Below are 16022 nucleotides of genomic sequence, written 5' to 3' on the forward strand. Positions count from 1 at the left end.
GGCGCCGGGCGCTCAGCCGGGCACGTCGGCGTTGCGGCCGCAGATCACCAGGGCGAGGTGGGCGCCGGGGTGCGATTCCAGGATCGTCCGGGCCGCGGGGACCAGGCATCCCGCTGCCGGCTCGGCCCAGATCCCGGCGTGCTCGGCGAGCTCGACCGAGCCCCGCGCGGCGTCGGCGTCCGGTACCACCAGCACGTTGTGCACCAGCTCGCGGACGTGGTCGTAGGTCAGCTGCGACGCCGAGGGCGCGGACAGCGTGGTGACCGCCGAGGTGATCGTCACCGGGGTCGGGCCACCGGCGGCCAGCGCCGCGGACATCGCCTCCGCGCCGACGGTCTCCACACCCCACACCCGGGTGCCGGGTAGCAGCGCCCGCACCGCCACCGCGACCCCGGACAGCAGCGCCCCGCCACCGACCGAGACCAGCACGTCGGTGGGGGGCTCGCCGAGGGCGATCGCGTCGCGGGCCAGCTCCAGCCCGACGGTGCCCTGCGCGGCGAGTGTCACCGGGTCGTCGAACGGGTGCACAAGCGTCATCCCGGCCGCCTGCAGCTCGGCGGCCAGCGCGAACGCGGCGGGGATGTCCGGGGTGAGCCGGACGTCCGCGCCGGCCGCCCGAGCCGCGGACACCGAGCGGGCGGGCGCGTTCTCCGGCATGACGACGACCGCGGCGATCCCGGCCGCACCCGCCACGTCGGCGACGGCGAGGCCGTGGTTCCCGCCGGAGACGGCGACCAGCCCGGCGGCCCGCTCGTCGTCGGAGAGCGTGGCGAGCTTCGCGAGCACCCCGCGCGGCTTGAAGGACCCGCTGCGCTGCAACTGCTCCAGCTTCAGCAGGACCGGGGCGCCGAGCCGCGCCGCGAGCCCGGGGGAGTGGACGGTCGGGGTGCGCACCACGCCCCCGGCGATCCGCGCCGCCGCCGTCTCGATGTCGTCGAGGGTCACCAGGTCGGCCATGGCCGCGACGGTAGTGACCGGGCCCGGCCCACCGGCCTTCAGCCCGCCGATCCTCAGCCCGCCGATCCTCAGCCCATCGTCCGCCGGCCGTCGATCGTCTCCCGGATGATGTCGGCGTGCCCGCTGTGCTGGGCGGTCTCCCCGATGATGTGGGCGAACACCTGCCGGGCGCTCCAGTGCATCTCCTCCGGGAACCACGGCGCGGGCGGCAGCGGATGCGAGAGGTCCAGGTCGACGGTGCCGACCAGCTCGTCGGTGCGTGCCGCGGTCGCGGTGTAGCGGTCCAGCAGGGCGGCCAGGGTGTCGGCGTCGTCGAGTGCGAAGTCGTCGCGTTCGGCCCCCGACTCGGCGGCCTGCTCCCACTCGTCGGCGCCCGCGACGACACCGGTCAGGATGAAGTCCACCCAGCCCCGTTCGACGCCCTCGACGTGCTTGAGGAGCCCGGCCAGGGTCAGCGCGCTCGCCGTCGGGCGGCGCCGGGCGTCGGTGTCGGACAGCTCGGCGACCGTGTGCCGCAGCAGCATCCGGTGTTTGGCGAGGGTCTCGAGCAGGGTGCGGCGCTCGCCGTCGAGACCGGCGGGGACGGCGGCGAACACCTCGGACATGGAGTCTGCGGTGCTCATCGCTCAGCCCATCGTCTTCCGGCCGTCGATCGCCTCGCGGATGATGTCCGCGTGGCCGGCGTGCTGGCTGATCTCGGCGAGCATGTGGATCGCGACCCGGCGCACCGACCAGCTGACGCCCGGCTCGAACCACGGTGCCACCGGCAGCGGGTGCGCCGAGTCCAGGTCGGCGGTGCGCAGGACTTCCTCGGTGCGGGCGGCGACCTGCTCGATCCGGGCCCGCAGGTACTCCAGGGTCTCGTGCTCGGCGAGCACGAACCGGGTGTCGGTCCACTCCGTCTCGGCCCAGTCGCCGTCGTTCGTCGCGGCCTCGGCGTCGACCGCATCCCAGTCGATGTCGTCGCCGTAGACCCCGTGCTCGGAGCCGAACGCCCGCGCGCCCTCCACGGCGAACCGGAACCACTCCTCCTCGGCGTCCGCGACGTGCTTGAGCAGCGAGGCGATCGTCAGCGCGCTGACGGTGCTCGCGGTGCGGGCCTGCTCATCGGTGAGGTCCTGCGCGGTCTGCAGCAGGAACCCGCGGTGCCGCTCCAGGGTGGCGATCAGCTCGGCGCGTTCACCGGCCGGTGCCTGCTTCGCGGTGGTCTCGGCAATGGCGTTCATGATCGGGGTCGCCTCTCGGTCGTCGGGTGCCGGCGGGGTTCCTCCCCGGTCCGACGAGAACGACGTTACGAACCGATGCGGACAACTCCGGTCCTCGATCGGAGACGGGATCCGCAGATTCTCCGGGTGCGTCGGATTCACCGACCGCGCAGATTCTCCGGGGGCGACGGTCACCGCCGCAGCGTGCGCAGGGCGTCCTCCCAGCGGGCGCGGCGGGCGGCCTCGGCCAGCTCCCACCACGGCGTCCCGCGCTCCCCGAGGCCGTGCTTGGCGGCGCCGACCCGTTCCCGGGCGGCGGCGACGCGGTCCTCGTCCCCGGTCCGCTTCCCGGCCCCCACCTCGGCGCGGGCCGTCCCGAGGTGCTGTTGCAGCTCCGCCCGCACGTCGTCGGGCAGCATCGGGTCGGCGGCCCGCCACCGGCGGCCCCGGACGACGACGTACCGGCCGTCCGGGGTCCGCTCGGGTTCGGATCCGCCCACCCGCGTGTCCTCAGCCGCTGACCGGCACCACGTCCGGCGCGCCGAGCCGGGCCGCGTCGGCGGTCTCGTCGTCGGGCATCCGCTGGCTCTCCCGCTCCGCCTCGACCCGCTTGACGTAGTGGTCGACCTCGCGGGCGACCTGCTCGTCGTTCCAGCCGAGCACCGGGGCGACCAGCGTCGCGACCTCCTCGGCGTCCCCGGCGCCCCGGTCGAACGTCTCGATCGAGATCCGGGTCCGGCGGGCCAGGATGTCCTCCAGGTGCCGGGCACCCTCGTGCGACGCCGCGTAGACGACCTCGGCACGCAGGTAGTCCGAGGCGCCGGCCAGCGGCTCGGCGAGCGTCGGGTCCTGCGCCGCCAGGTCCAGGACCTCCTGGATCAGCGATCCGTAACGGCCGAGCAGGTGCTCGATCCGCCCGGGATGCAGGCCGGACTGCGCCGCCAGCCGCGCGGTGGCGTTGCTCAGCGCGTGGAAGCCCTCGGCGCCGAGCAGCGGGACGTCCTCGGTGCACGACGCCGGGACCTTGGCGTCCAGACCGTGCACGGCGGCGTCCACCGCGTCCTTGGCCATCACCCGGTAGGTCGTGTACTTGCCACCGGCGACCACGACCAAGCCGGGCACCGGAGTCGCGACGGCGTGCTCGCGCGACAGCTTCGACGTCGACTCCGACTCACCCGACAGCAGCGGGCGCAGGCCCGCGTAGACGCCTTCGACGTCGTCGTGCGTCAACGGCTGCTCCAGCACCTCGTTGACGTGCCGCAGCAGGTAGTCGATGTCGGCGGCGGACGCCGCGGGATGGGCCTTGTCCAGGTCCCAGTCGGTGTCGGTGGTGCCGATGATCCAGTGCCTGCCCCACGGGATGACGAACAGCACCGACTTCTCGGTGCGCAGGATCAGCCCGGAGTCACCGCGGATCCGGTCGCGCGGGACGACCAGGTGGATCCCCTTGGACGCCCGCACCTTGAACAGGCCACGCTCACCGGCGAGCGCCTGGGTCTCGTCGGTCCACACCCCGGTGGCGTTGATGACCTGCCGGGCGCGGACGTCGATCCGCTCCCCGCTCTCCAGATCCTGCACGGTCGCGCCGACCACCCGGCCGGCGTCCTTCAGCAGCCCGACCACCCGCGCCCGGGTCGCGACGTGCGCCCCGTACGCGGCCGCGGTGCGCGCGATGAACATGGTGTGCCGGGCGTCGTCGACCTGGGCGTCGTAGTACTGCAGCGCGCCGACCAGTGCGTCCTTGCGCAGCGACGGCACGACCTTGCGCGCACCGCGCCGGGTCAGGTGCCGGTGGTGCGGCACCCCGCGGGAGCGTCCGGACAGGAAGCCGAGGGTGTCGTAGAGCGCCACCCCGGCGCCGGCGTAGAGGCGTTCCCAGCCGCGGTGCTGCAGCGGGTAGAGGAACGGAACCGGGCGGACCAGGTGTGGTGCCAGGTGCTGGATGAGCAGGCCGCGCTCGGCGAGCGCCTCGGCGACCAGCCGGAAGTCCAGCATCTCCAGGTAACGCAGACCACCGTGGACGAGCTTGGAGGATCGGCTGGAGGTACCGGACGCGAAGTCCCTGGCCTCCACCAGCCCGGCGGACAGACCGCGGGTCGCGGCATCGAGAGCCGCGCCGGCGCCGACGACACCACCGCCGACCACGAGCACGTCGAGTTCACGGTCACCCATCGCGTGGAGCGCCGCGGTACGGGCCTCCGGGGAGAGCGCCACCGATTTCATGATCGGACCCTTCTGAGTCGTTGCCTCACACGGGGACTACCCGTTCCAACAGCGGTCTGAGCGTGGATGTGCCCGGTGTCGCCCCGCCGGGTGAGCGGGGCGACACCGGACGGGGCGGGCTCAGTCCACGTCCACCCAGTCGAGCGTCCGCTCGACCGCCTTCTTCCACTTCGCGTACCCGGTGTCGCGCTGCTCGGCGCTCCACTGCGGCTCCCACCGGCGGGCCTCGTTCCAGTTCTCCCGCAGCTCGTCGGTGGACTTCCAGAACCCGACGGCCAGCCCGGCCGCGTAGGCCGCACCCAGCGCCGTCGTCTCGGCGACGACCGGGCGGGACACCGAGACGCCGAGCACGTCGGCCTGGATCTGCATGCAGAGCTCGTTCATCGTGACGCCGCCGTCGACCTTCAGCACCTCGAGCGAGACGCCGGAGTCCGTCGCCATCGCCTCGGTGACATCGCGGGACTGATAGCAGATCGCCTCCAGGGTGGCCCGGGCCAGGTGCGCGTTCGTGTTGAACCGGGACAGCCCGACGATCGCGCCGCGGGCGTCGGAACGCCAGTACGGGGCGAACAGGCCGGAGAACGCCGGGACGAAGTACACGCCGCCGTTGTCCTCGACCTGCCGGGCCAGCGACTCCGACTGCGAGGCGCCGGAGATGATCCCGAGCTGGTCGCGCAGCCACTGCACGGCCGACCCGGTGACCGCGATCGAGCCCTCCAGTGCGTAGACCGCCGGCTGGCCCTCGAACTGGTAGCAGAGCGTGGTGAGCAGCCCGGACTGCGAGCGGACCAGCTCGGTGCCGGTGTTGAGCAGCATGAAGTTGCCGGTGCCGTAGGTGTTCTTGGCCTCGCCGGGGGCGAAGCAGACCTGGCCCACGGTGGCCGCCTGCTGGTCGCCCAGGTCGCCGGTGATCGCGACCTCGCCACCGAGCGGACCGTTGGCACGGGTCTTCCCGAACGCGGTCGGCGACGACGACGGCTTGATCTCGGGCAGCATCCGGCGCGGGATGCCGAAGAAGCCGAGCAGCTCGTCGTCCCAGTCGAGGGTCTCGAGGTCCATCAGCATGGTGCGGCTGGCGTTGGTCACGTCGGTGACGTGCAGCCCGCCGTCGGTGCCGCCGGTGAGGTTCCAGATCACCCAGGTGTCGGTGTTGCCGAAGACCGCGTCGCCGGATTCCGCGGCCTCGCGGACGCCGTCGACGTTCTCCAGGATCCACTGGATCTTCCCCGCCGAGAAGTACGTGGCGGGCGGCAGGCCGGCCTTGCGGCGGATCACGTCGCCCTTGCCGTCGCGCTCCAGTGCGGTGGCGATCCGGTCGGTCCGGGTGTCCTGCCAGACGATCGCGTTGTAGTACGGGCGCCCGGTGCGCCGGTTCCACACGACGGTGGTCTCACGCTGGTTGGTGACGCCCAGCGCGACCAGGTCGGACGCGGACAGGCCGGTCTTGGTGAGCGCCTGCTGCAGGCAGGTGTTGGTGCGCTCGATGATCTCGATCGGGTCGTGCTCGACCCAGCCGGCCTGCGGCAGGATCTGCTCGTGCTCGAGCTGGTGGCGGCCCACCTCGTTGCCGGAATGGTCGAAGATCATGAACCGGCTGCTGGTGGTGCCCTGGTCGACGGCGCCGACGAACTCTGCCATTGAGCTCTCCTCTCGGGGTTCTGCTTCGTGGTCGGACGGGGATCAGACCCGCCCGACCTCCTGCGGAGCGTCGTCAGCAGGGATGTAGCGGTCGACGAGCAGCTTGAACAGCCCGCCGCCGATCAGGCCGCCGATGACGGGGGCGATGATCGGCAACCACCAGTACTGGACGCCGTCCGCGGTCACCCAGGCGTTCTCGTACCCGGTGATCCAGGAGACCAGTCGCGGGCCGAAGTCGCGGGCCGGGTTGATGGCGTAGCCGGCGTTCGAGCCCCAGGCCATGCCGATCCCGACGACCACGATCCCGATCATGAACGGGGTCATGTTGGCCGCCGGGCCCCGGTTCCGGGGATGAACCAGCGCGAAGATCATGAAGACCAGGATCGCGGTGCCGACCACCTGGTCCAGGAACGCGGTCGGGATGGTCGTGGCGTCCCCCGGGAAGGTCGAGAAGATCCCCTGGGTCTCGGTCAGGGTCGGGTCGACGGAGCGGATCAGGTCGGCGTAGGTGGCCCGGACGATCAGTGCGGCGACCGCGGCGCCGAGGAACTGGGCCACGATGAACGGGCCCACCTTGCGCCAGGGGAACCCGTCGTAGGCGGCGAACGCGATCGTGACGGCGGGATTGAGGTGTGCGCCGGAGATCCGTCCGGCGACGTAGACGCCGAGCATCACGCCGATGCCCCAGGTCCACGCGATCGAGTCGTACTGACCGGCCGAGCCGTCCGGTGTGGTCACCACCTGCGCGACGACGCCGACCCCGAACAGGATCAGGATCATCGTCCCGGCGAACTCGGCGCTCAGCTCGGCGAGCAGGGACGGCGGCCGTCCACGAGCCGGTGTCGCCGGTGCGGCGGCGGTCTCCCCGGCACCGGTCTTCTCGGAGCTCGTCATCGAGACCCCTCCTGGTGTTGTCCCCAGCGCGAGGCCGGGCGGCCCCGTCGCGTGCTCGGGGACGGTAGGAGCGACCGGGTCGCGCGGCAACGCGAGGCGTTCGACGATGTCGAACGTTGCGGGTCGAACGGTCCATGATCGGCTTCCAGGGCCTACCATCGGGGCGTGGCCCGGCAGATCCAGTCGGTGGAACGGGCGGCCGCGTTGCTGCGGCTGCTCGGCGGAGCGGGGCGCCCGCTCGCGCTGGCGGAGCTGGCTGCCGCACTCGACCTGCCCCGGCCGACCGCGCACGGGATCCTCCGGACACTGCGCGAGGAGGGCCTGGTCGCGCAGGACGGCGTGTCCGGCCGCTACCTGCTCGGTGACGGTCTGAGCCGGCTCGGCACTCCGTGGGACCGGCACGACCTGCGGGCCAGGGCGATGAACTGGGCGGACGCCCTGGCCGCCGGTACCGGATGGGCCGTCTACCTGGGGGTGCCCGCCGCGGACGGGCACGGGGTGGACGTGGTGCACCACGTGTTCCGGCCGGACGGCAGCCGGCAGGCGTTGCGGACGAACTCCGTCCAGCCGCTGCACGCCACCGCGTGGGGGCTGTGCCTGCTGGCGTTCGCGCCGGCGTCGGTGCGGATCACCGAACCGCTGGACCGCTACACCCGGCGCACCGTCACCGATCCGGCGGTGCTGTCCCGCGAGCTGACCGCGACCCGGCGGCGCGGCTGGGCGGGCGATCCGGGTGGCTGGGAGCCGGGGGCCGGCGGGCTCTCCGTACCGGTGCGCAGCGGTGGCGGGCTGACGGTGGCGGCACTCGGTGTCGGCGGGCCGGTCGAGCAGCTGTTCAGCAGCGACGGCCGGGCCCGGACGGAGCCGCTGGACGAGCTGACGAACGCCGCCGCCGAGATCGCGGCCGGTCTGGAGGGACTGTCGTGAGTACCGTCCCGGCGTCCGAGCGGGTGGTCGCCGCGATCGACCAGGGGACGACGTCGACCCGGTGCCTGCTCTTCACCCGTTCCGGCCGGATGGTCGCGGTCGCCCAGCGCGAGCACCGGCAGTACTTCCCGAGCCCCGGTCGTGCCGAACACGACGCGGCCGAGATCTGGCGTGCGGTGACCCGGGTGGTGCCCGCGGCGCTGCGGCAGGCCGGGCTCGGCCCGGAGAACGTCGCCGCGCTCGGCATCGCGAACCAGCGCGAGACGACGGTGATCTGGAACCGGCACACCGGCGTCCCGCTCGCCCGCGCGATCACCTGGCAGGACACCCGCACCGACGACATCGTCGCCGGCCTGGCCCGCGACGCCGCGCTGTACAGCCAGGTCTCCGGCCTCGGCCCGGCCACCTACTTCGCCGGCCCGCGGCTGCAGTGGCTGCTCGATCACGTGCCGGGTGCACGGGACGGGGCCGAGCGGGGCGACGTGCTGTTCGGGACGATCGAGAGCTGGCTGATCTGGCGGCTGACCGGTGGCCCGGACGGCGGGGTGCACGTCACCGACGTCACCAACGCCAGCCGCACCATGCTGATGGACCTGCGCACGTGCGAGTGGTCACCCCGGCTGTGCGCGGCGCTGCGGGTGCCGCCCGCGATGTTGCCGCGGATCGTGCCGAACGCGCAGGTCTACGGCAGGTGCGTCGGGATCCTGCCCGGGGTGCCGGTGGCCGGGGCGCTGGGGGACCAGCAGGCCGCGCTGGTCGGGCAGACCTGCTTCGCGCCCGGCGAGGCGAAGTGCACCTACGGGACGGGCGCGTTCCTGTTGAAGAACACCGGATCCCGGATCGCCGGTTCGGACGCCGGGCTGATCCCGACCGTCGGCTACCTGTTCGGTGACGAGCCGGTGTACGCCCTGGAGGGCTCGATCGCGATGACCGGATCACTGGTGCAGTGGTTCCGCGACGCGCTCGGGATGATCGCCACCGCGGCCCGGATCGAGACCCTCGCACTGAGCGTCCCGGACAACGGCGGCTGCTACGTCGTCCCCGCGTTCTCCGGGCTGTACGCGCCGCACTGGTCGCCGGACGCGCGCGGTGTGATCGTCGGGCTGACCTCCTACATCCACCGCGGGCACCTGGCTCGGGCGGTGCTGGAGGCGACCGCATGGCAGACCCGCGAGGTGCTGGACGCGATGAACGCCGACTCGGGACTGCGCGTCACCCGGCTCAAGGTGGACGGCGGGATGACCGCGAACCACCTGCTCATGCAGTGCGTCGCCGACGTGCTGGACCTGACCGTCGAGCGGCCGCTCGGTTCGGAGGCGGTGTCGCTCGGTGCCGCCTACGCCGCCGGACTCGCCGTCGGCTACTGGCCGGATCAGGAGGTGCTGCGCCGCAACTGGCACCGCGCCGCCGCGTGGGAGCCGTCGATGGACCCGGGCCTGCGGGACCGGGAGCACGTCAACTGGCAGCGCGCGGTCGAACGCAGCATGGGCTGGGCCCGTCGCTGACCGGGCTCAGTCCCCACCGGCGCGGTCGCGCGGGAGCCGGTCGCGCAGGGTCTGGACCTGGCGGTACCCACGGTCGGTCGCCCGCCCGAGGAACATCGACACGTACTCCACCTGCGCCGTGGGGATCCCGTCGAGCAGGAACCGGAGGTCGAGGTCGGTGAGCTCGGACCACAGCCGCTCCCGTGCCTCGGAGGCCACCCGGGCGTGGAGCCGCCGCCGGTCGTCCGGATCCGGATCGCGCACGATCAGATCCCGCTCCTCCAGCCGGGTGAGGATCTGGGTGACTCCGCTCGAGCCCAGCCCGGTCACGGCCGCGACCTCCGATCCGCTCAGCCCGTCCGGCCGGACGAGGAGCTCGGTCAGCACGACGAGCTCGTTGAACGACAGCAGGTGCCGCTGGGCGATGACCCGCATCCGGTAGAGCGCGACGAGGCCCCAGCGCGGCATCGTCGCGGCGAGCTCCTCGGAGAGGGTGCGGCGGCGCGCGCCGGGGTCGTCGGGGGTGTCTGTCGGCAACAATCGCTCACCTGGTGAGCGGTCTTCGCGGACCGGTACGCCGCCGTAGTCGATGTCGTCCGGCCCGACAGGGGGAGTCGAGCGGAATCGCTCACCAGGTGAGCGATTGTTGTCGGACCCCACCCTGTCGCCCCCGCGTCCCGGGCTGCCGGTGGGCTCCCGGGGCGTCGAGTCACAGCCAGAGGCAGGGGGTGAGGCAGGAGCCGAGGTAGGGGCAACCGGGCGGAACCGCTCACCAGATGAGCGGTTCCCGTCCGGAGACGGTTCGGCCGGCGGAGCGGCTGGATGACGTGGCATGTCGGTGGAGTAGCACGGTGCCGTCGTGGAGCGTGGCCGTTCGGGGGAGGCCGGCCACGGTTGCGATCGGCACCGTGGGGGATCGGCACCGTGGGGGATCGGCACCGTGGGGGATCGGCACCGTGGGGGATCGGCACAGTGGGGGATCGGCACCGTGCGGGACCGGCCACGGTTGCGATGGGCACTGTGCGCGATGGGCACTGTGCGCGATCGGCACCGTGCGCGATCGGGCGGCGGGCGGGTGCCCGGGCTACCGTCACGATCATGAGCAACTCGGATGCCGCCGTCGCTGCCGGCCGTCTCGCCCGCGGGCTCGAGCCGCTGCACGCCCAGATCTACTTCGCGCCGGAGGCCGAGCCCCGGTTCGTCCGGGCCGGTCTCGACGAGGGCCGGATGAGCTACTTCGCCCCGCGGGCCGCGCCGATGGGCGCGGTCGGTCCGTCCACGGTGACCGCGACGTTCTTCAACTTCTCGCCCCGGCTGGTCGCCGAGTCGATCCCGCGGGCCTGGGACCTGGTGTCGCCGTCGGACCTGGTCGCCGCCCGGTTCGAGGTCGCCGACGTGTCGCTGCGCAGGTTGCTGGGTGACGACGCCGTCGGCTCGCCGGAGGTCGCCGAGGCCGCGGGGAGCGCCCGCGCCGCGGCGGAGGCGGTGACGCCCGAGGGTCGCCCGCTCGCGGCCGGGCACCTGGATCTCGCATGGCCGTCGGCGCCGCACGTGGTGCTCTGGCACGCGTTGTCGATCCTGCGCGAGCACCGCGGCGACGGGCACATCGCGCTGCTGACCGCCGCCGGGCTGAGCGGGCTGGAGGCGCTGATCACCGCGACCGCGACCGGCACCGGTTTCACCGTGCCCTTCGCGTGCGCGAGCCGCGGCTGGTCGAGCACCGAGTGGAACGACGGCGTCGCCCGGCTCGCCGAGCGTGGCCTGCTGGAGCACGCGGCGCCGTCCGACGAGGCGGTGGACCCGGTCCTCACCGAGGCCGGCGCGGCGCTGCGCAAGCAGCTGGAGAACGACACCCACCGGATCGGGGCCGCACCGTGGGCGGTGCTCGGGGCCGAGCGCGCGGCGCGGCTCGGTGAGCTCGGCGGCGAGTTGGCGCGGACCGCGCTCGCGAACGGCGCGTTCCCGGCGCAGGGGGTGTTCGCCGCGTCCTCGAAGCGCTGACCGGTCGGAACGGGCGGGAACCGCCGCCCGTTCCGAAGCGGAATGTCGGTATCCCCCGCTATGGTGCACTGCGCAACACGGTGCACGGCGCAACTGGTCCGTCCGGGCCGGCCGCGGTGGCCGCGGGAGGGGGATCCGGTGCTGGAGATCAGCGCGCTCGAGTGGGCGATCACGATCGGCGTGATCGTCGCGCTGCTCGCGTTCGACCTGCTTCTCGCCTGGTGGAAGCCACATCGGGTCGGGTTCGCGGAGGCGACCGGCTGGTCGGTCTTCTACATCGCGATCGCGATCGCCTTCGGTGTCGTCTTCGCGATGGTGCACGGCTGGGACTTCGGCACCCAGTACTTCACCGGCTACATCGTCGAGAAGAGCCTCTCGGTCGACAACCTGTTCGTCTTCGTGATCATCATGACGACGTTCGCGGTGCCCGAGGAGCACCAGCACAAGGTCCTGACCTTCGGCATCGTGCTCGCCCTGATCATGCGCGCGATCTTCATCGCGGTCGGAGCGACGCTGCTGAACCTGTTCTCGTTCATGTTCCTGCTGTTCGGCCTGCTGCTGCTCTGGACCGCCGTACAGCTCTACCGGCACAAGGACGAGGAACCCGACGTCGAGGACAATCTCGTCGTGCGGGGGGCGCGCAAGCTGCTCCCGGTCACCGAGGACTACGACGGCGGGAAGATCTTCACCCGGGAGAACGGCCGCCGGGTCGCCACCCCGATGTTCATCGTGCTGGTCGCGATCGGCGGGATCGACCTGCTGTTCGCCCTCGACTCGATCCCCGCGGTGTTCGGCGTGACGCAGGAGGCCTACATCGTCTTCGTCGCGAACGCGTTCGCCCTGCTCGGCCTGCGGGCGCTGTTCTTCCTGGTGAAGGGCCTGCTCGACCGGCTGGTCTACCTGTCCACCGGGCTGGCGATCATCCTCGGCTTCATCGGGATCAAGCTCGTGCTGCACTGGGCACACGTGGACATCTCACCGGCCGTCCCGGAGATCCCGACGATGCTCAGCCTGGTCGTGATCCTCGGCATCCTGGCGATCGTCACCGTCGCGAGCCTGATCAAGACGAAGAACGATCCCGCACAGAAGGCCAAGCCGGGATCGCTGCGGGCGCGCAAGGAGCGCACCGACCAGCAGAACTGAGCGACAGCCCGGTCCGCCTCGCACCGGTCCCGTCCGGTCCGGTGCGAGGCGGGCTGCGGATCAGGGCAGGCCGGGGCCGCCGAGCGGGGTGACCTCGATGTAGTCGGGCGGCGCGGCGAGCAGTTCCAGCACGGCGCCGAGCCCGGCCTCGCCGATGTCACGGTTGAGCGCGGCGTCCGAGGCCTCGGCGTCCGACCACACCTCGGTCACCCAGACGGTGTCCGGCTCGTCGGGTGCGGCGTTCACGACGTAGGTCAGGCAGCCGGGCTGGGCCGCCATCCCGTCGGCCACCCGGAGCAGCGCCGCCGCCAGCTCCGGTCCCTGTCCCTCGACGGCCACCATCCGGACGTACCGGCCGACCCGCTCGCTCGTCTCCACGGCCGCGACCGTAGACGGCGCCCGGCGCCGCGGTCCGGCCGCCCCGGCCGGTGCCGCCGCCGTGCCCGGTCCCGCCCGGCCGGTGCCGTCGCGGTGCCCGGTGTTGCCGCGGTGCTCGGCGCTGTTGCGGTGCCCGGTCCCGCCCGGAGCCCTTCAGGACCGGAGCTGTCCGCATCGACCGGCACACTGGTGCGGTGATGGAGACCTCGGCACGACTGCTGCGTCTGCTCGGCCTGCTGCAGGTGCCCCGCGACTGGACCGGGCCGGCGCTGGCCGAGCGGCTCGAGGTGGACGTGCGCACGGTCCGCCGCGACGTCGACAAGCTCCGCACGCTGGGTTACCCGGTGCACTCCACGCCCGGCACGACGGGCGGTTACCGGCTCGGCGCGGGCGCCGCGCTGCCGCCGCTGCTGCTGGAGGACGACGAGGCCGTCGCCGTCGCGGTCGGGCTGCGCACCGCGGCGGGCGGTACCGTCGCCGGCATCGAGGAGACCTCGGTGCGCGCACTCGCCAAGCTGGAGCAGGTGCTGCCGAACCGGCTGCGCCGCCGGGTCGCCGCGCTCGGCACCGCCACCCAGACTCTCGCCGGGCGGGGCCCCACGGTCGACGCAGACGATCTCTCCGCGCTGGCCGCGGCCTGCCGGGACCACGAGCTGCTGCGCTTCGACTATGTCGCCGCCGACGGCACCGGGACCCGCCGGGTCGCCGAGCCCGAGGGTCTGGTGCACACCGGGCGTCGCTGGTACCTCGTCGCCTGGGACACCGGGCGCGACGACCGGCGGACGTTCCGGGTGGACCGGATGCGCCTGAAGCTGCCCGCCGGGCCGCGGTTCGCCCCGCACGACCCGCCGGAGGGCGGGATCGCGGCGTTCGCCCAGCGCGGGATCTCCAGCGGGGCCTACCCGTACCGCGCGCGGGTGCTGCTGGAGGCACCCGCCGAACAGGTGGGGGAGTGGGTCACCCCGGCGTCGGGCACCGTCACCGATCTCGGCGACGGCCGCTGCGAGCTCGCCGTCGGCGCGTGGACGCTGGACTCGCTGGGCATGTGGCTCGGCGCGTTCGGGGTGGACTTCCACGTGCTGGAACCGCCGGAGCTGGTCGAGCACCTGGACGTGCTGGCCGCCCGGTTCACCCGCGCCGCCGCGGTGTCCCGCGCCGCCGGGGTCACTCCAGCGGCACGACGATGATCCGGTCGTCCTCGGCGGTGGGGTTCCCACGGCCGTCCCGGTTGCTGGTGGTGACCCAGAGCGCCGAGCCGTCCGGGGTGGCGGTGACGCCACGGAGCCGCCCGAAGTCGTCGTTCAGCAGCTGCTCGGGTTCGCCGACCGTCCCGGTCGCGTCGCCGGCCCCGATCGGGACCCGCCAGAGCCGCTCGCCGCGCAGCGCACCCATCCACAGCGAGCCGCCGGCCATGGTCAGTCCGCTCGGCGACGCCTGATCGACCGGCCAGACGAGCAGCGGCTCGGTGTAGGCGTCGTCCACCGGCGGTTCCTGGGTGCCCTCGACCTCGGGCCAGCCGTAGTTGCGGCCGGGCTCGATCAGGTTGATCTCGTCGGCGGTCCGGGCGCCGAACTCGCTCGCGAACACCTCGCCGTCCGGGCCGAAGGCGATGCCCTGAGAGTTCCGGATGCCCAGCGCGTACACCTCGGTCCCGAACGGGTTGCCGGGCGCAGGGGCGCCGTCCGCGGTCAGCCGGAGGATCTTGCCGGCCGGATCGTCCGGGTCCTGCGAGCGCGAGCGGTCGCCCGCGTCACCGGTGCCGACGAACAGGTCACCGTCCGGGCCGAAGGCGATCGCACCGCCGTTGTGGGTGAACCCGCTCGGGATCCCGTCGAGCACCGTCTCCTGGTCGGCACCGTCGATGGTGCCGTCGGCGGCCATGGTGAGCGCGACGATCCGGTTGCCGTCGGCGGCGGTGTAGTAGACGAGTACCCGGTCGTCGGTCGCGAAGCCCGGGGACACCGCGATGCCGAGCAGGCCGCCCTCGCCCTGCGGGGTCACCTGGTCGACGACGCCGAGCGGGGTGAGCTCCCCGTCGGGCGCGAGCCGCAGGATCCGGGCCGTGTCCCGCTCGGTGACCAGCGCGTCGCCGTCGGGCAGGAACGCCACCGCCCACGGCGCGGCGAGCCCGGTGGCGAGCACCTCGGGCTCCCCGGCGACGGCCTGCGGCAGCAGACCGTCCGCGGGGGCGACGGAGGCGGAACTCAGCTCGGGCCCGTCCGGGGTGTCGGTCCCCGCTTGCGGTTCCGCGCCGCCGCCCGCGCATCCGGCGAGCAGCGCGAGCGCGGCGACGAGCGGGACGCCGGCGCCGGTCAGGCGCGCGCGGCCGGATATAACGGGCATACCGGGCACCGTACCGGCACCCGGCACGCGGCACCCGGCACCCGGCACCCGGCACCCGGCACCCGGCACCCGGCACGCGGCACCCGGCTCACGCGACTGGCACCCGGCTCACCCGCCCGGCATCCGGGACCCGCGCCGGGCACCTGTGCCCGATACCGGCACCCTGCAGCGCGGCCGGTGCGCCGGTCAGCGAGGCCCGGGAGCGAGCAGTGGCAGGGCGACCTCGTCGACGATGCCGGTGACCACCTCGTCGGGTACCGGGGCACCGTGCACCAGGAAGTGGAACCGGAGCATGGTCGGCGCCACGTCGAGCATCCGGTCGGTGATCCCGGACATGTCGAGCTCGCCCCGCTCGTGGGCCCGCCGCACGACCTCCGCGACCAGTCGCCGCCCGCTGCGCCGGGACAGGGTCTGCAACGCCTCGACCTGCTCCGGCCCGGTGAGCAGCTCGCCGAGGAGCCCGCGCAGGGCCGGCCCGGCGGGTCCGTCCAGCGCGGCCGCGACCGATCTCAGCATCGCCAGCAGGTCGCCGCGCAGCGAGCCGGTGTCCGGCGGCCGCTCCGGCTCGGGCATCACCGAACGGGCGGCGTCGAGCACCAGATGTGCCCGGTCCGGCCAGCGCCGGTACACCGACGCCTTGCCCGCCCCGGCCCGGGCGGCGACCCGCTCGATGCTCAGGGCCGCGTAACCGGTCTCGGCCAGCTCGTCCAGGGTGGCCCGCAGGATCTCGGCGTCGAGCCGTTCACCCCGGCGCCGGGGCCGGTTGCGGTGACCGGTGCCGGGCGGTCCGCCGGCCCCCGGGTCTGCGCTGTCGTCGGTGCTGCTCACC

At 73.3% G+C, this 16022-nt stretch carries 16 protein-coding genes; 5 read left to right on the forward strand and 11 right to left on the reverse strand.

Annotated elements, in window-relative coordinates:
* Window positions 1-12: 12 nt before the first annotated feature.
* From Pdca_RS08450 to Pdca_RS08480, 7 genes are all read right to left on the reverse strand, one after another.
* Window positions 13-957 (reverse strand): pyridoxal-phosphate dependent enzyme, encoded by a 945-nt coding sequence (locus Pdca_RS08450; protein ID WP_232021468.1) that lies wholly within the window; start codon window positions 955-957, stop codon window positions 13-15.
* A 68-nt stretch (window positions 958-1025) separates the two neighbouring features.
* Complete coding sequence (locus tag Pdca_RS08455; RefSeq protein ID WP_197719955.1) at window positions 1026-1580, reverse strand: DinB family protein; 555 nt, start codon at window positions 1578-1580, stop codon at window positions 1026-1028.
* Between the two features lie 3 nt (window positions 1581-1583).
* Window positions 1584-2183, reverse strand: a complete 600-nt coding sequence (locus tag Pdca_RS08460) for a DinB family protein (protein ID WP_085913756.1) — start codon at window positions 2181-2183, stop codon at window positions 1584-1586.
* Window positions 2184-2353: 170 nt separating this feature from the next.
* Complete coding sequence (locus Pdca_RS08465; RefSeq protein WP_085913755.1) at window positions 2354-2662, reverse strand: hypothetical protein; 309 nt, start codon at window positions 2660-2662, stop codon at window positions 2354-2356.
* A 10-nt stretch (window positions 2663-2672) separates the two neighbouring features.
* Entirely contained in the window at window positions 2673-4385 is a 1713-nt protein-coding gene (locus Pdca_RS08470; protein ID WP_085913754.1) for a glycerol-3-phosphate dehydrogenase/oxidase, read from the reverse strand.
* Window positions 4386-4505: 120 nt separating this feature from the next.
* A complete protein-coding gene (gene glpK / locus Pdca_RS08475) occupies window positions 4506-6023 on the reverse strand; it encodes a glycerol kinase GlpK (protein ID WP_085913753.1) in 1518 nt (505 codons plus the stop codon).
* 42 nt (window positions 6024-6065) lie between these two features.
* On the reverse strand, window positions 6066-6917 hold the full coding sequence (locus Pdca_RS08480) for an MIP/aquaporin family protein (protein ID WP_085913752.1): 852 nt from the start codon (window positions 6915-6917) through the stop codon (window positions 6066-6068).
* A 165-nt stretch (window positions 6918-7082) separates the two neighbouring features.
* Between Pdca_RS08480 and Pdca_RS08485 the strand changes: the two genes are divergently transcribed.
* Both Pdca_RS08485 and glpK (Pdca_RS08490) read left to right on the forward strand, forming a co-directional pair.
* Window positions 7083-7844 (forward strand): IclR family transcriptional regulator, encoded by a 762-nt coding sequence (locus tag Pdca_RS08485; RefSeq protein ID WP_085913751.1) that lies wholly within the window; start codon window positions 7083-7085, stop codon window positions 7842-7844.
* Window positions 7841-9349 (forward strand): glycerol kinase GlpK, encoded by a 1509-nt coding sequence (gene glpK, locus Pdca_RS08490; RefSeq protein ID WP_085913750.1) that lies wholly within the window; start codon window positions 7841-7843, stop codon window positions 9347-9349. The genes Pdca_RS08485 and glpK (Pdca_RS08490) overlap by 4 nt, the downstream gene beginning before the upstream one ends.
* 6 nt (window positions 9350-9355) lie before the next feature.
* Here the strand turns inward: glpK (Pdca_RS08490) and Pdca_RS35415 are convergent, their stop codons facing one another.
* Complete coding sequence (locus Pdca_RS35415) at window positions 9356-9865, reverse strand: MarR family transcriptional regulator (protein ID WP_158092203.1); 510 nt, start codon at window positions 9863-9865, stop codon at window positions 9356-9358.
* Between the two features lie 561 nt (window positions 9866-10426).
* Between Pdca_RS35415 and Pdca_RS08500 the strand changes: the two genes are divergently transcribed.
* The gene (locus tag Pdca_RS08500; protein WP_085913748.1) at window positions 10427-11329 is read left to right on the forward strand and encodes an SCO6745 family protein; all 903 of its coding nucleotides are present in this window, start codon (window positions 10427-10429) and stop codon (window positions 11327-11329) included.
* A gap of 138 nt (window positions 11330-11467) precedes the next feature.
* Window positions 11468-12472, forward strand: coding sequence for a TerC/Alx family metal homeostasis membrane protein (locus tag Pdca_RS08505; protein ID WP_085913747.1), 1005 nt, complete (start codon window positions 11468-11470; stop codon window positions 12470-12472).
* Window positions 12473-12532: 60 nt separating this feature from the next.
* Here the strand turns inward: Pdca_RS08505 and Pdca_RS08510 are convergent, their stop codons facing one another.
* On the reverse strand, window positions 12533-12850 hold the full coding sequence (locus Pdca_RS08510; protein ID WP_085913746.1) for a putative quinol monooxygenase: 318 nt from the start codon (window positions 12848-12850) through the stop codon (window positions 12533-12535).
* Window positions 12851-13044: 194 nt separating this feature from the next.
* Here Pdca_RS08510 and Pdca_RS08515 point away from each other — a divergent pair, with 194 nt between their 5' ends.
* Window positions 13045-14037: a helix-turn-helix transcriptional regulator gene (locus Pdca_RS08515; protein ID WP_166665920.1), complete on the forward strand. Its 993-nt coding sequence runs from the start codon at window positions 13045-13047 to the stop codon at window positions 14035-14037.
* On the opposite strand, the gene Pdca_RS08520 is transcribed toward Pdca_RS08515, so the two are convergent.
* Together Pdca_RS08520 and Pdca_RS08525 are read right to left on the reverse strand one after the other, a co-directional pair.
* Window positions 14015-15193 (reverse strand): PQQ-dependent sugar dehydrogenase, encoded by a 1179-nt coding sequence (locus tag Pdca_RS08520; protein WP_085913813.1) that lies wholly within the window; start codon window positions 15191-15193, stop codon window positions 14015-14017. The two genes, Pdca_RS08515 and Pdca_RS08520, sit on opposite strands and share 23 nt — an antisense overlap.
* 186 nt (window positions 15194-15379) lie before the next feature.
* Window positions 15380-16021, reverse strand: coding sequence for a TetR/AcrR family transcriptional regulator (locus tag Pdca_RS08525; protein WP_232021469.1), 642 nt, complete (start codon window positions 16019-16021; stop codon window positions 15380-15382).
* Window position 16022: the final 1 nt, after the last annotated feature.

This window comes from Pseudonocardia autotrophica, from assembly GCF_003945385.1.
Lineage (GTDB): Bacteria > Actinomycetota > Actinomycetes > Mycobacteriales > Pseudonocardiaceae > Pseudonocardia > Pseudonocardia autotrophica.

Excerpts from the sequence above, each read along its gene's own strand:
- Pdca_RS08470 (WP_085913754.1), bottom strand. The coding sequence starts at position 4,385 with ATGAAATCGGTGGCGCTCTCCCCGGAGGCCCGTACCGCGGCGCTCCAC.
- Pdca_RS08480 (WP_085913752.1), bottom strand. The coding sequence starts at position 6,917 with ATGACGAGCTCCGAGAAGACCGGTGCCGGGGAGACCGCCGCCGCACCG.
- Pdca_RS08520 (WP_085913813.1), bottom strand. The coding sequence starts at position 15,193 with ATGCCCGTTATATCCGGCCGCGCGCGCCTGACCGGCGCCGGCGTCCCG.
- Pdca_RS08460 (WP_085913756.1), bottom strand. The coding sequence starts at position 2,183 with ATGAACGCCATTGCCGAGACCACCGCGAAGCAGGCACCGGCCGGTGAA.
- glpK (WP_085913753.1), bottom strand. The coding sequence starts at position 6,023 with ATGGCAGAGTTCGTCGGCGCCGTCGACCAGGGCACCACCAGCAGCCGG.
- Pdca_RS08500 (WP_085913748.1), top strand. The coding sequence starts at position 10,427 with ATGAGCAACTCGGATGCCGCCGTCGCTGCCGGCCGTCTCGCCCGCGGG.
- Pdca_RS08455 (WP_197719955.1), bottom strand. The coding sequence starts at position 1,580 with ATGAGCACCGCAGACTCCATGTCCGAGGTGTTCGCCGCCGTCCCCGCC.
- Pdca_RS08450 (WP_232021468.1), bottom strand. The coding sequence starts at position 957 with ATGGCCGACCTGGTGACCCTCGACGACATCGAGACGGCGGCGGCGCGG.